At 40.2% G+C, this 15,705-nt stretch carries 6 protein-coding genes; 4 read left to right on the top strand and 2 right to left on the bottom strand.

Going from position 1 to position 15,705, the window contains the following annotated elements:
- Positions 1 to 2: 2 nt before the first annotated feature.
- Positions 3 to 887, top strand: coding sequence for a DUF3078 domain-containing protein (locus ASG38_RS02940; RefSeq protein WP_056067385.1), 885 nt, complete (start codon positions 3 to 5; stop codon positions 885 to 887).
- Positions 888 to 945: 58 nt separating this feature from the next.
- Here the strand turns inward: ASG38_RS02940 and hflX are convergent, their stop codons facing one another.
- Together hflX and ASG38_RS02930 are read right to left on the bottom strand one after the other, a co-directional pair.
- Complete coding sequence (gene hflX, locus ASG38_RS02935) at positions 946 to 2,175, bottom strand: GTPase HflX (protein WP_056066949.1); 1,230 nt, start codon at positions 2,173 to 2,175, stop codon at positions 946 to 948.
- 48 nt (positions 2,176 to 2,223) lie between these two features.
- A complete protein-coding gene (locus tag ASG38_RS02930) occupies positions 2,224 to 5,463 on the bottom strand; it encodes a T9SS type A sorting domain-containing protein (RefSeq protein WP_056066947.1) in 3,240 nt (1,079 codons plus the stop codon).
- A 404-nt stretch (positions 5,464 to 5,867) separates the two neighbouring features.
- Between ASG38_RS02930 and ASG38_RS02925 the strand changes: the two genes are divergently transcribed.
- The 3 genes from ASG38_RS02925 (at position 5,868) to ASG38_RS02915 (ending at position 15,615) form a co-directional block, all read left to right on the top strand.
- Positions 5,868 to 12,728, top strand: a complete 6,861-nt coding sequence (locus ASG38_RS02925; protein WP_056066944.1) for a choice-of-anchor J domain-containing protein — start codon at positions 5,868 to 5,870, stop codon at positions 12,726 to 12,728.
- Positions 12,729 to 12,791: 63 nt separating this feature from the next.
- Positions 12,792 to 13,724 (top strand): type IX secretion system membrane protein PorP/SprF, encoded by a 933-nt coding sequence (locus tag ASG38_RS02920; protein ID WP_056066942.1) that lies wholly within the window; start codon positions 12,792 to 12,794, stop codon positions 13,722 to 13,724.
- Positions 13,725 to 13,743: 19 nt separating this feature from the next.
- Complete coding sequence (locus tag ASG38_RS02915) at positions 13,744 to 15,615, top strand: OmpA family protein (RefSeq protein ID WP_056066940.1); 1,872 nt, start codon at positions 13,744 to 13,746, stop codon at positions 15,613 to 15,615.
- The last annotated feature ends 90 nt before the right edge of the window (positions 15,616 to 15,705 follow it).

Genomic DNA, 15,705 nt, shown 5'->3' with positions numbered 1-15,705 from the left:
TGATAAAAAAGTTCACCTTACTAATGCTTTGCTTTTTCGGAATGACAAAGGCAAAAGCTCAAGAGCCAGCTGCGCCAGCAGATACTACTAAAACATGGCAGACCAAAGGAAATGCGTCTCTTCTTTTTAACCAATCTACCTTTGATAACTGGTTAGCGGGTGGTGAGAACAACATCTCCGGAACCCTTGGTGTCAATTATGATTTCAATTACAAGAAGGACGATCTCACGTGGGACAACAAAGTCATTGCATCGTATGGTATCGTTAAAACGAGAACCAGTTCATTTGCCAAGAAAACAGATGACCGTTTGGAACTGAACTCTTTACTTGGTAAAAAAATTAAGCCGGACAGTCGTTGGTATTATTCTGCGTTCTTAAACTTTAAGACCCAGTTTACCAAAGGTTATGAGTATGGGAAAGACACCAATGGAGTAGAAATAAGGAGCGAAATTACCAACTTCCTCTCTCCGGCCTATCTTACTTTTGGTCCGGGTGTTCTTTGGAAAAGAGATGACAATTTGAAATTCAACTTTGCACCCGCTACTTCAAAAATCACTTTTGTGGACAAGAATTTTACATTACCTAATGAGGCCTATTTTGGTGTAAAAGAAGGTAAGTCGCTGCGTTATGAATTGGGAGCCTATGCTTCGGCCTATTACAAGCTTGATATTATGGCCAATGTGACTTTTGAAAACATCCTGAGCCTGTATTCCAATTATCTTGAAGATCCTCAGAATGTGGATTTGGACTACCAGTTAAATATCGTGATGAAAATCAACAAATATCTTTCTACCAACCTGTCGTTCCAGACTATTTATGACGACAATGCTTTTCAGGGATTCCAAATCAGACAAGTATTTGGGGTAGGAGCCAATTACGGTTTTTAAAAAAACCACTACATATCAAAAGAAAGCCTTCCATCGGAAGGCTTTCTTTTTGCTGTTTTTAATCGTTTTTATCTTCAGGAGCTTCTTTATAATCCGGATATAAAAATTTGTTGTAAGGAAAACGTGTGATATGGATTTCTCTTACGGCTTCATATACTTTTTCGCGGAACTCCTCGAAGTTTTCCTTGTTGAGTGCAGAAATAAAAAGCGCCCTGTCTTTTCCCATACGTGACATCCAGGTGTCTTTCCACTCTTCAAGGGTATAGTGCTTGGTTGTCTTCTCAGTAATGAGGTCGTCAGCATCAATAGTCAGGTGCTTGTACGAATCAATTTTGTTAAACACCATAATTGTGGGCTTGTCGGCACTCTTGATGTCGGCCAGAATCTGGTTTACAGAATCGATATGGTCTTCAAAATCCGGATGCGAAATATCGACAACATGCAATAGCAGGTCGGCTTCGCGCACTTCATCCAGCGTACTTTTAAATGATTCTACAAGCTGTGTCGGCAATTTACGGATAAATCCAACGGTATCTGATAACAGGAACGGCAGGTTTTTAATAACCACCTTGCGTACGGTAGTATCTAATGTAGCAAACAGTTTGTTTTCAACAAAAACTTCACTTTTGCTGATGACGTTCATCAATGTTGATTTACCCACGTTGGTATAACCTACCAAAGCCACACGAACCATAGCGCCGCGGTTGCTTCGTTGTACAGACATCTGTTTGTCGATGACCTTGATTTTGTCTTTCAGCAAGGCAATACGGTCACGCACAATACGCCTGTCCGTTTCGATTTCAGTTTCACCGGGACCACGCATCCCGATACCTCCTTTTTGGCGTTCCAGGTGGGTCCACATTCCGGACAATCTTGGTAGCAGGTATTGGCATTGTGCTAATTCTACCTGTGTCCTGGCATAGGATGTTTCGGCACGCTGGGCAAAAATATCCAGGATGAGGTTCGTCCTGTCCAGTACTTTACAGTTTAGTATTTTGGTAATATTCTTTTGTTGCGAAGGCGAAAGCTCATCGTCAAAAATAACCGTATTGATGTTGTGTTCCTTTACATAATGGTGGATTTCGTCCATTTTTCCGGTACCTAAAAAGGTTTTCGGATTAGGGCGTTCCATTTTTTGGGAGAAGCGCTTTACAACTTCTCCGCCGGCCGTAAAGGTCAGGAATTCGAGCTCATCAAGATATTCGTTGAGCTTTTCTTCATTCTGGTGTTGTGTGACTATCCCGACAACTACCGTTTTTTCAAACTTTATGGTTTCCTTTTCTAGCATAAGTGCAAAGATAAAAACAGTTTGGCTAATAACAGGAGTGCCAAAAGATTATTTTTTTATGAGTACCTTTTGAACACTGCTCTTGCCACCTGTTATCTGTGCATAATAATATCCGTCCGGAAGATTAGAAAGGTCAATTTCGTTTACAGATTCCGGAACACTATTCGTTTGATATACTTTCTGGCCTAATGCATTATACACCATAATTGTTGTATATGGTTCTTTACTCTGGGTTAGATCGACGGAAAAAATACCGCTGCTTGGGTTAGGATAGATACTGATTTCACCTATTGTAGTCTGAACATTATTTCCAATTTCTTTTTCTGTATTCCATAGCTGTATGCCATTTCCTCTTGCCTGACTGCCTGGGATTTCGGGAGCTATTCGGGTAATGTTGGTGGCCGAAATATTATTGTAATGGCTAAACGATCCGGAAACGATTACTTTTCCATCAGCCTGACGATTCAGGTCGAAAACGGTTCCTGGATAATTATTAGCATGGGTAGGTCCGTCACCGGGACTAAAAGTAGCATCAACGGTTCCATTGGCATTTAGCCTCACTAATTTGTTGACAGAAGCACGATTGTATGTCGTAAACTCACCACCTATGATTATTTTACCGCTAGGTTCAACAACTGCATCTTTGATCACTCTATCGCTGGTTAAACTGGCTTTATTGGTTTGAAAGGTAGCGTCTAATGTTCCATTACTATTTAATCTGACAATATTGTTTTTTCTTATCACACCATGGAAACTAGCAAATGCCCCAACGATGATTATTTTTCCATCGGGTTGTAAAACTATGTTTTGTATTGGAGCTATACAAGTAGAACAAACACTACTGTCTCTATCTGTAGCCTCTACAACTGTTGTTGTAAAAGTCAAATCAAGTGAACCATCGGTGTTTAATCTAAATAAATGTGGTTGTCCAATATAATTGCCTAAAGCATCGGTAGCAAAACTACGATTTCCAGAAACTAAAATTTTTCCATCGGGCTGTACCACAATCTTATATATGGAACTAAATGTGCTTGGGTCATAAGTATAAGGATAGACAAAAGAAGTATCCAAAGTTCCGTCATTATTAAGGCGTATCATGTTTCGCGTTGGTACACCATTATAAGAGTGGATATAACCTCCTCCCAATAGTATTTTTCCATCGCTTTGGACGGCACAGGATATAATACGGTCATTAGTATCGATGCCGGTCCCTCCTGCGTTAAAACTGGTATCAACCGTTCCATTGGCATTTAATCTTGCAATTCCTCGTGGAGTAGGTGTTCCGTTTATAGATGTAAATGTTCCGACTGCAATAATCTTGTCGTTCGGGAGTACCTTAAAATCTTCAGGCGGATGAGGTAAACTTCCCAAAGCGGGAAATGTGGTATCTTGTGTAAGATCAGTATTTAGACGCACCAAGTGCTTGGCGTCAACATTATTGTATTTGGTGAATGGTCCACAAATAATTATTTTTCCGGTACTCTGAAGTTGTGATTCAAAGACTGTTGTGTTGGCCCGGATAGCAAATGCGATTTCCGGCGTTGTAATAACACGGTCTGCTACCGTAACGGTTACCGAAGCGGTATCGCATATTGAAGGATTGGAAATAAGGCAGATACTGTACTGTAACGTATAAGTATTCATAAGTGTCCCAACCGGAATGTTAATTCCTCCATTGGCATTTATACTCGCTCCTGCAACACCTCCATTGTTAGTGAGGGTTAGAATTACCTCTGCAGGATTTGCTGCTGCCCCATTTACGATATCGTTAGTTAGTAATGAAGGTGTGACACCTCCTGTAAGATAATCAATTGGTGTACCCGAAAAATTATCGTTTACAGCATCAATAGTTTGTGGGTTTACTGTTATGGTAACCGTCGCGGTATCGCAATTGGAAAGGCTAGTAGTCTGGCAGATTTGATAATTTAATGTATAAGTTCCAACAGGAACCGCAGCCGAAACATTCACGGCACCTGTTAAAGTGTTTAAGGTTATTCCGCTATGAGTTGAACTTATAAGGGATAATGTAATATTTGAAAATGTGGCTGGATTTCCGTTAAAGGTGTCATTTGTAAGTACATTTGTAATAGGAGTGTTTGCAAGTCCATTTAAAGCAGTTCCTGAATCGTTGTTGGCGATTATAGATGTTGTTAATGAACAGTTAGCTGTGACAGCAACAAAAACTTTAGAATTTATTGAAGTACCATTTCCTAAATATGGAAAAGAAACATCATTGAGTCCTGTTGCAAAAAGGGTGTTATCTTGCTTAAGCCCCAAAGAAAATCCAAATTCTCCAGAGATGTTTTTCCAAATAGTTCCTGGGCTGATATGGACAGGAGTTAGTCTATCTATGTTACTTCCATCACCTAATGTACCATTAAAATTATCTCCCCATGCATAAAGATCTCCATTGTTTTTAATAGCTAAAGTTGATCGGCCACTTCCGGTCACTAACTTCCAGTCATTGGCCATTCCTATTCTAATAGGGCTGTTTTTATTAACCAAAGTTCCGTCACCTAATTGACCATTGTCATTAAGTCCCCAAGACCATAGAGATCCATCTGATTTAATAGCATGTGAATGCCCTTCTCCTGCAGAAATGGTTATCCAGTCATTATCTGTTCCGATTTTCACTGGAGTATAGTATGTGCCTGGACTGGCGGGAGGAGCGCCTAATTGACCATTCTCATTAAGCCCCCAAGACCATAATGTTCCATCTGTTTTTAATGCTAAGGAATAGAGTGTGCCTGCTGACACCATAGCCCAATCTGATGCAGAGCCTACTTGTGTTGGAATATCACTAGGCGTTATCGTTCCATTTCCTAATTGACCATATTGATTACCACTGCTCCGTGGCCCCCAACTCCAGAGTGTACCGTCAGTTTTTATAGCTAGTTGATGCTGATGGTTACCACTTATTATTTTCCAGTTATTAGCTGTGCCTAATTGAGTGGGAATGGTTACGAACAAAGGGAGTGAGCCATAAAAGGCAGGATTTGCTCCCCATCCCCATAAAGTTCCATCAGTTTTTATAGCGTAAGAAGCTTGAAATGTTGCACATACGAAACTCCAGTCTGTATCAGAGCCAATTTGAATTGGAATGTTACTCATCTGGTTAGATGTAGCACTACCTAATTGATAACTTTGGTTAGAACCCCATCCCCATAAAGTTCCGTCCTCTCTTAAAGCAAGAGAATGACCAGTTCCGGTTGAAATTGATTTCCAGCATTGTGCCGAAACATTAATCCCGTATAAAACCAGAATCAAAAAAAGTAATGTTTTTTTCATAATTAAATTGTTTTAAATGGTTGATAAATATTATATAAGAAAAGCCTTTTTCGCTAAAGCGTAGATGCTTTTTTACTTGCAAAGACTGTCTTAAGAATCTTTTTGCATGAATTTTAATGCAAAATACGATTTATAATGCAACATTTCATAAAAAATGTTAAAACGAAGTACTTTATATAAAAACGATTGTTTTTTAGGAGAAACTTTAAAAAAATCAGCAAATAATACTTTAAAAAAGAGAAAAAAATTCTGGGTAAAACTTACCATAGACCCAAAAACTGCTGATATTCACAAAACAATTTAGTTAAATGTCATTTTTTTGTTACGATATTCTTAAAAATAGTTAAATTTGGAGTTCTTAAATTTTTATCAAAATATATTAAACAACCTAAACTTTTCATTTTATGAAAAAAATTACGTTATTACTTCTTACCTTTTTCATCTCTCTTGTCGCCTATGGGCAAGGCCTGACAGAGAATTTTGATGGAGGTACGGCACTCCCTGCAGGTTGGAATTGGTATAATGGTAGTTTGCCAGCAGGTTCTCCTGCACAAAGAAACTGGCTGATTAACACACAACCCAATTTCTCGGCTTCAGTTCCCAATTCTGCATTTGTACAGAATTATCAGATTGGACAGGGAAACACCTCGAGAAACTGGTTATCCACTACTCGGGTTACTTTGCCGGAAAACGCCCAACTCCAATTTTTAACCAGAGCATTCCTTAATGAAGATCAGGGAACCATCTATGAAATTAGGGTTTCCAGAAATGCTGATCCTAGTGTTTTAGCAGATTATGCTCTTGCTGAAACCTGGAATGAACAGCAATTAAATCCAAATGGGATTTATGAAGCTGACGGTACTACACCACACTGGGACGAAAAAACAGTTAACCTGAAAGCATTGGGCTATAATGCCGGCCAAGAGGTGTATATTGCTTTTGTCCGTGTCTTCACACAACCAACCGCTGCCCTTGGTGGTGACCGTTGGTATATTGACGATGTGCGTGTTTCTAAAAAATGTGAGATGCCTATAAACATGGCGGCACCTACCATTAATATGACGAATGCGGTACTTACATGGAATGTTCCGGCAGGAGGAGCAACAGATTTTGAATTGGTTATTGTTCGTGATACACAAACATTGGACCAGGGTATAATAATACCTATAACAGGTGCTCTGACTTACACTATTCCAGTAAACACATTGACTGCTGCGACCAATTATAAATATTATATAAGAGCTGTTTGTTCTGCAACCAATAAGAGTGATTGGACTGCACCCTATTTCTTTACAACAGCTGCTTTAGGAGAAAGGTGTTCGGATCCTATTGTGATGCCGGGCATACCGTATTCTACCAATAATAATACAAGCAACTCAAATGACAGAACCGATGTAGCTCAGGGGACAGGTTGTGGAGCTGTTCCTGCCACTACAAATTATATGACAGGTAACGAAGTATTCTATTCTTTCGTAGCTCCGTCAACCGGAGATGTCAGAATTGAAATGACGCCAACCGGACCAAACTCCGCTTTATTTGTATACAACAGTTGTGCTAACGTAGGAGTGAGCTGTATTACGGGTGTGGCAAACACCGGAAGTGGTACAAGAATAATTCCTGCTTTGGCAGTAACAGAAGGACAGACTTATATTGTGGTTATTTCTTCTACCAGTGCTACACAAACAGTAGGCTATTATTTAGAGTTGCAATATGTAACTTGTCCGGAGCCAACTAACTTAAGTGCGCCGGTTGTTAATCAGACAGGAGTTACTTTAGCATGGGATAATCCTAACCCTGCTTATGCAACATGGGAAGTGGCTATTCAACCGGCAGGAGCTTCTATTCCTGGTCCTGGTGTTTCAGGTACTAGAGTAACAACAAATAGAGATTTTACCACTACAATTGACGGAACCCCAATTGTGGCTTCTACTGCTTACCAATATTGGGTAAGAGCATTGTGTGTGGAAGGTGGTACGACTTTTAGCCCATGGGCAGGTCCGTTCGAATTCTTCACACCTATATGTGATGCTACTTTACCAAATGCTCAGTGCGTTCATAACTTCAGGCTAACCGGTACTAACGGATGGCAGGGAGCGGTTATGCATGTACGACAAAACGGTATTACCGTAAAAGTATTAGGGCCGCAATTTACTTCAGGTACTTCCTTAGTAGTTCCGGTACCTTTGTGTAACGGTATTCCTTTTGAACTGGTTTGGGTATCTGGTGGTACAGCACAGGCTAGTGTAGGAATCGTTGTCCAAAACTCTTTCGGACAATTATTATATCAAAAAACGGCTGGAACCGGAGCACCGGGCACTACGCCATTACATACAGAAATGGTAGATTGTGAATTCCCGAAATGTCCTCCTCCAATCAACCTGGGAGCGACAGGAATTACAGCAAGTGGTGCTACTCTAACATGGACACCGGCTTCACTTCCTTCAGGACCAACTACGGAATGGGAAATTTATCTGGCACCACAGGCAACTGCTGTGGCACCTGGAAATGATGATCCAATCAATTTAGCGAACACTACAACAGTTCGTCCTAATCCAAGAACCGGATTGATTTCAGATACTCAGTATGTATTCTATATCAGAACGGTATGTGGAACAAACAGGGCAAGTACATGGGTAGGTCCGTTTACTTTCAGAACGGCCGTATCTTGTGGTATTCCTACTGCCCTGGGCGTAAGAAACCCTCAGACAACAAGTGCTGATTTATTCTGGACGCAGCCTGCATTAGGAGGCGCTTCGGCATGGCAGGTAGTAGTTCAGGCACCGGGAGCAGGAGCTCCAGCCTATGATGATACCAGAGCAGTGAATTTAGCAAACGGTGGAACCTATGGAACGGGAGGGGCAGGCTCTGCCTTAACTCCGGCTACCCAATATGAATATTATGTAAGAGCGGTTTGTTCAACTTCTCCTTTAGATGTTAGCCGTTGGGTAGGACCATTCCTGTTTAACACTGCTTGTGAGCCGCTAGCGGTTCCTTATTCTGAAGGATTCAACAGTACTTCAACAAGAGAGCTTTGCTGGTCTGTATTGAGTGTTTTGGGTACCAATACCTGGAACATGAACGATACGGCAACTCCTTCTGAAGGAAACGAAGTAGCTACTTTTACTCCTAATAACGGTACCAATAATGATGACTGGCTGATTTCGCCAACATTAGATTTAAGACAGAACTATAGATTGCGATATAAATATAAGGTAGCCAGTGCTACTGCAGCAAATGCGCTTGAAATCAGAATTACAAACGCAGGAAATACTGGAATTGCTCCATCAGATTTTGCCGCGACACCATTATGGACAGGTACACTGACAAATACTACTTATCAGGAGCGTATCATTAATCTTGTTGGTCGTGGTAGTGCCACAACTAATGGTGATTTGGTAAATATCGCTTTCCGTGTTCCTCCAGGAGTAAACAACGCAAACAAAATCTTTATTGATGATGTAGTGTTTGAGCCAATTCCTGCATGTCCGGATCCTATGGATTTAGGAATAGTGACGAACAGTATCACGTCAACTTCTGCACAAATATTCTGGACACCAGGATATCAGGAAACACAATGGCAGGTAGCAGTTCAGCCAATCGGAACAGGAGTTCCGGCAGCTAACTTTAATGGGGCTGTTACTACAAACAACGTAAACTTCCTGGCAAACACAAATACTGTTAACGGTACTCCGTTACAGCCAGGAAACCAATATGAAGTATATGTAAGAGCAATCTGTGCTGATCCAAATGTAAGCCAGTGGGTTGGACCAATCGTGTTCAGAACACTTCTTTGCGAAACAGCAGATTTATGTGCTTATACTTTCACAATGACAGATACTGCATCTAACGGATGGGGTACAGGAGTTTCGATGAACATTATCCAAAACGGATTGGTTATCGCTACTTTAACGGGTCCTGCTAACGGACAGGCTTCAGCTACACAAGTGGTTAACTTCTGTCCTGGAGTACAATTTGAAGTATTCTGGAATCCAAGTACAGCCAGTACGGCAAACCTGGCTCAGGTTGGTTTGACAATTACGAACTTCTATAATGAAGTAGTATATACTAAACCTGCCGGAACCGGAAGACCAAACAGTAGATTGTACAGAGGGATGCCTTTCTGTTCCACAATTACATGTCCTTATCCAACCAACTTATCCGTTGAGCAAACTTCACCGGTTTCCGCAAACCTTACCTGGTCACCGGGAGGAACGGAGCAGGCATGGGAGTATGTATTCCAGCCAGCTGGAGGTAACTATCCTGGAAACTTGCCTGGACAGCGTGTAAACGTGCCACATGCTAACATTACCGGATTGGCGCAAGCTACTCCATATGAATATTATGTGAGAGCAATTTGCGGACCGGATAACGTAAGTTACTGGGCCGGACCATATGAATTTACAATCTATAACTCACCAGGATGTATTGGTGTAGATATTGAAGGTATTACAATGTCTGTAGGAGAAGAAAAACTTCTTTGTCCAAATGACAACTGTATTGACCTGACGGCAAGTTATTTCCAGACACAGGCTACTAACAGATATCGTGTTGAGCGTATCGACTATGCTCCGCCATTCCCTTACACTGCAGGACCTGGAAGTATTACAGTTCCGGTAAACATGGATGACGACTGGTCACCACTTATTGACCTGACATTACTTAGTGATTCTACTGGAAACAGCAGACCATTTAATTTCTGTTTCTTCGGAGATTCATACAGCAAATTGTTAGTGACGGATAACGGTGCTATTACCTTCAGTATTGCCGGACCGCAAGGAAACGGTGGTATGTATACGCCGGGATCTGATAATGCGGGATGGACAATGGCTGCAAACAGACAAATACCTAGTATTCCAGCCATGAATGCAACAACACAGTTGCCATACCGAAATTCTATTTCCGGAGTACTACAGGATTTGGATCCGAGACCAGGAAATTCACCGGCAGATGCTTCTATCAACTATACGGTTCTTGGTACGGCTCCATGTAGGGCTTTCGTTTTGAATATTTATAAAATGGCTTCTTATAACTGTAATAGTCAATTGCAGACCAGCCAGATTGTATTGTATGAAGGAAGTAACATGATTGACGTTTACGTTGAAAGCAGAACTCCTTGTAACAGTCATAACCAGGGTCTTGGTGTTATCGGTATCCAGGGAGATACAAATACAGAATTTGCTGTTCCACCAGGAAGAAACGTAGGTGCTTGGACAGCCAGTAATGAAGCCTGGAGATTTATTCCGGATGGAGACTTGTCTAACGTAGTTTTCAAATGGCTTAAAAATGGTGAATTCTACAGTAATGACTTGAGCATTAATGTTTGTGCTGATGATGTTGAATTAATGCAGGCTGTAGCTCTATACGACAAGTGTGATGGAACTACTACTGAAAGAAAAGCTGAAGTAACATTAAAAGTAGATCAATTCCCAATCAATGAGCCAAATGATTTACTGGCTTGTACAGGAACTACAACTTCATTTAACGTAACGGAAAATACGGCCGTAATTCTTGATGGTGTTGATAATTCTGATGATTATGAAATTTCTTACTACTTGACTCAGCCAGAAGCTGAAGACGGATCTACACCAGGAATTACTTCTGTTATTTCTACAGTTGTTGCTCCTATTTATGTAAGAATTGAGAAAATTTCAACAGGATGTTTTGTAACAAGAGAATTTAATGTTGATCCAACTGCTCCACTACCGGCATTTACAGTAACAGGAGACACAATACTTTGTGAAGGAGATTCTACTACTCTTACTGTTGAGGCAACTAACTTTAATGTGGCTGATGCTGTTTTTGAATGGACATTGCCTGATGGAACTGTTTCCACTCAGACAGGATCTACATTCAATATTACTGGTGCAACAGCTGCTGATGGTGGAACTTATAGTGTAAAAGTGACAGCAGGCTGTGATGAAACGCTAGAGTTTACTGTACAGGTGAATCAAATTGATACGGATTTCACATACCCAACACCGGTTTGTCCTTCAGGTACAATTAGTCCGACAGCGGTAACCGCTGCAACATTTACTGCAGGCGGAAGCTATACAATTTCTCCGGCATTGCCAATTGATCCTGCTACTGGAACAATTACTCTTGACGGAGCTACAGCTGGTGACTATACCGTTACGTATACAGTAACTCCTGCAATTACAAACTGTACGGATGATAAGACGGGTCAGTTTACAATAACTATTGCAGGTACTACTATTGTACCGGTAGTTACATTCAACTATACAACACCAGTTTGTAAGAGTGCAACGACAAACCCAACACCTAATTTAGGAGCAGGTTTTGTAACAGGTGGAGTATTCTCGTCAACAGATGCTAACGTTTCTGTAAATCCGGCAACAGGAGAAATCAACCTTGCCAATACACAACCAGGTACTTACACGATTAATTATTTATTGGATGCTATTCCTGCAGAATGTAAAGCAGGAGGAACATTTGATGCAACTATCGTAATTACCAACTCTATTACCCCGGTAACAGATTTCAGTTATGCGGATGATAGTTTCTGTTCAGGCGCTACGCTACCAGGACAATTGCCAACAGGTGCTTTTGAACCAGGCGGACAGTTTACGGTTGAGCCTAGCACGGGATTGAATGTGAATCCTACAACGGGTGAATTTATGGCAGGTACAAGTACACCAGGTACTTATGTGATTAAGTATATAATTCCGGCTGACCCTGCAATTTGCAGAAGCAGATCTGAATCTTCATATACTGTGACTATTGAGAGCACATTCGAAATTACTGTTACTGACGAATGTAGAAACAATGAGTATGTTCTTATTGCTGAGCCTTCTGATCCAAGCTATACTTTCGTATGGAAAGATGCTTTGGGCGCTCCGGTTGGAACCAACAGCAACATCTTTAATGTTTCGCAATATGTTGCCAACCTTTCGGGAGAAGTTCAGTATCCATTGAACTTTACGGTGACAATCAGTACAGCTACTGGATGTTTGAACGTAAAACCTGTTGTTGTAGAAAGCACTTTCTGTGACATTCAAAAAGGTATTTCGCCAAACAACGATGGTAAAAATGATTATTTTGACCTTGCCGGTTTCAATGTGAAGAAATTGACTATCTTTAACCGCTATGGAACAGAAGTATACAGTCGTACCAACTACACGAACGAATGGAGAGGTCAATCTAGCAAAGACAAAGAATTGCCTGACGGAACCTACTATTATGTGATAGAGCGTAGCGGTGTACCTTCTAAAACAGGATGGATTCAAATCAATAGACAAACAAAATAGATATGTCAAAAACACTGCCTGCTATGGCAGGCAGTGTTTTGATACTATAAAAAAATCAAACCAATGAAGAAAATACTTTTCACCGCACTGATAACACTGTCGGTTTTTGTTGATGTTGAAGCGCAGCAAGATCCGCATTATACGCAGTACATGTATAATATGAACGTGATCAATCCAGCCTATGCGGGTTCAAAAGAAAACTTATCTTTTGGATTATTGTATAGACAGCAATGGGAAGGAATCGAAGACGCTCCAAGAACGTTTACTTTTTCAGGACACTCTCCTGCCGGAAAAAACGTAGGTTTAGGTTTGTCTGTGATTTCTGACGAAATTGGTCCTGTTAAAGAACAGAACGTTTATGGGGATTTCTCCTACACATTAAATCTTGGTGGAGAGCACCGCCTAGCCTTGGGTATTAAAGCAGGTGCCACTTTCCAAAAAATAGGCTTGTTTTCAGATATTAATGGGTCGTTGCCTGATCCGACTGATGAGGCATTCTCAGAAGATAGTAACAATACATATTTCAATATCGGAACAGGTTTTTTCTATTACACTAATAATTATTATATCGCTTTATCGGTTCCAAACATGCTCAAATCAAAGCATTTGAATGTTAGGAGAGATGGTCAGGAAAGATATTATGGTGAGGAAACACAACACTATTTCTTAACGGGAGGTTATGTGTTCCAATTGACAGATAACATCAAATTCAAACCGTTTGCAATGGTGAAATCAGCTTTTGATGCACCAACATCATTTGACGTTTCGACTAACTTTTTATTCAATGAAAAGTTTGAGATTGGTGCAACTTACAGACTGGATGACTCTTTTGGAGGAATGGTTAATTATGCAATTACTCCAAACCTGAGAGTGGGTTATGCTTATGACAGAATTATTTCTGACCTGAAAGTTACAACTCCGGCTTCTCACGAGGTTATCCTGTTATTTGATTTGAATTTCCCGAAAAAGGTATCACGTTCACCAAGATATTTCTAACCTAAAAGCGACCTAGACAATGAAAAATTTATATATTACATTAAGTTTTGTGATCGCTAGTATGACACTATCAGCACAAAATAAAGATACCGAAAAGGCCGACAAACTATTCAACCGATTTGAATATGTTGATGCTTCTAACGAATACCTGAAGCTAGTAGACAAAGGTAAGGCTGATAATTATGTTTATAAGCAGCTAGCCGATAGCTATTATAATGTTTTTAATACAAAGGAAGCTATCAAGTGGTATGCTAAAGCAACTCAGGAAAAGCAGGATGCCGAAACTTATTACAGATATGCACAAATGCTAAAAGCTGAAGGGAAGTATGAAGAGTCCAATGTGCAAATGCAGAAATTTGCAGGCATGGCTCCAAACGACCAGAGAGCTATAGCATTTAAGCAAGATCCTAACTATCTTCCAAAACTGAAAAGCCAAACCAAATTGTATGATGAAAAGTCATTAGATATTAATAGTGACCAATCAGATTTTGGTGCTGTATTGACAAATGACAATACATTGTATTTTGCGAGTGCCAGAAACAAGTCAAGAAAAACTTATGGCTGGAATGAAGAGCCGTTCCTGGATCTTTACAAAGCAACATACAATGCTAACGGAACATTCAGCGAGCCTGTAACGGTTTCTGAAATCAATACAAAATTCCACGATGGCCCGGCTTCAATTACTGCTGATGGAAATACAATGTATTTTGCCAGCGAAAGTTTTAAAGAAGGAGACTTCGAAAAAGACAAATCGAAAAAGCTTAAATTCGGACAGGTTTATTTGTTCAAAGCAACTAAAGAAGGTGATAAATGGGGTAATGTAAAAGCACTTCCATTTAACAGCAAGGAATATTCTGTAAGCAATCCAAGTATCAGCAAAGACGGTAAAACACTTTACTTCTCTTCTAACATGCCAGGATCTCTTGGTGGAAACGATATCTGGAAAGTAGCTGTTAACGCTGATGGAAGCTTTGGAACTCCTGAGAATTTGGGAACTAAAGTAAACACAGAAGGTAATGAAAGTTTCCCTTTCATTACAGATGACAACAAATTGTTCTTTGCTTCAGACGGAAGAAAAGGTTTTGGAGGCTTGGATGTTTTCCTAATCGATTTCAACAAAAAGACTGATGCAATAAACGTTGGTGCTCCGGTAAATACATCAAAAGATGATTTTGCGTTTACATTTAACACCGCTAAAAATATCGGTTTCTTCTCTAGTAACAGAACAGGTAATGACAATATCTATCAGGCAACTCCGGTTTGCGGCGTAGAAGTTGTTACTATTGTTAGAGATGCTAAAACAGGAGCTATCTTGTCTGATGCAAGAGTTGCTATTCTTGACGATAAGAAAAATGTTATCGAAACAAGAACTACAGCTGCAGACGGACAAGTGGTTTACAGTGTAGATTGTAACAGAGCTTATACACTTCAGGTGGCAAAAGACGGTTACGAAAGCAATGTATTTCCGGTTGCCAAAACTAACGGAGGAATTGTAAACGTGAATGCTGACCTGCAGCCAATCGATGTGATTGTTACTCCAACAGAAATTGTCTTGAAAGAGATTTTCTTCGAGTTTAACAAGAGTAATATCACGCAGGAAGGTGCATTTGAGCTAGACAAACTTGTTCAGGTAATGAAAAATAACGACCAGATGGTTATCATGGTTAAGAGTCACACCGATAACAGAGGTAGCGACGCTTACAACATGAACCTTTCTGACAGAAGAGCAAAATCAACTGTTCAGTACGTTATTTCTAAAGGAATCGACAAATCCAGAATTTCTGGAAAAGGTTATGGCGAGAGCGAACCTAAAGTGGATTGCAAAGAAAACTGTACAGAAGAAGATCATGCTAAAAACAGAAGAAGTGAATTCTTGATTATCAAGAGATAATTTCTAAAGTCAATAGAAAAAAGGGTTGCTGAAAAGCAACCCTTTTTTTATAGTTGAAAGTTGAAAGTTGAAAGTTGAAAGTTGAAAGTT

It is taken from the genome of Flavobacterium sp. Leaf359 (genome assembly GCF_001423985.1).
Lineage (GTDB): Bacteria > Bacteroidota > Bacteroidia > Flavobacteriales > Flavobacteriaceae > Flavobacterium > Flavobacterium lindanitolerans.
Note: the sequence above shows the minus strand (reverse complement) of the source record. Positions and strands in the feature narration are given on the sequence as shown.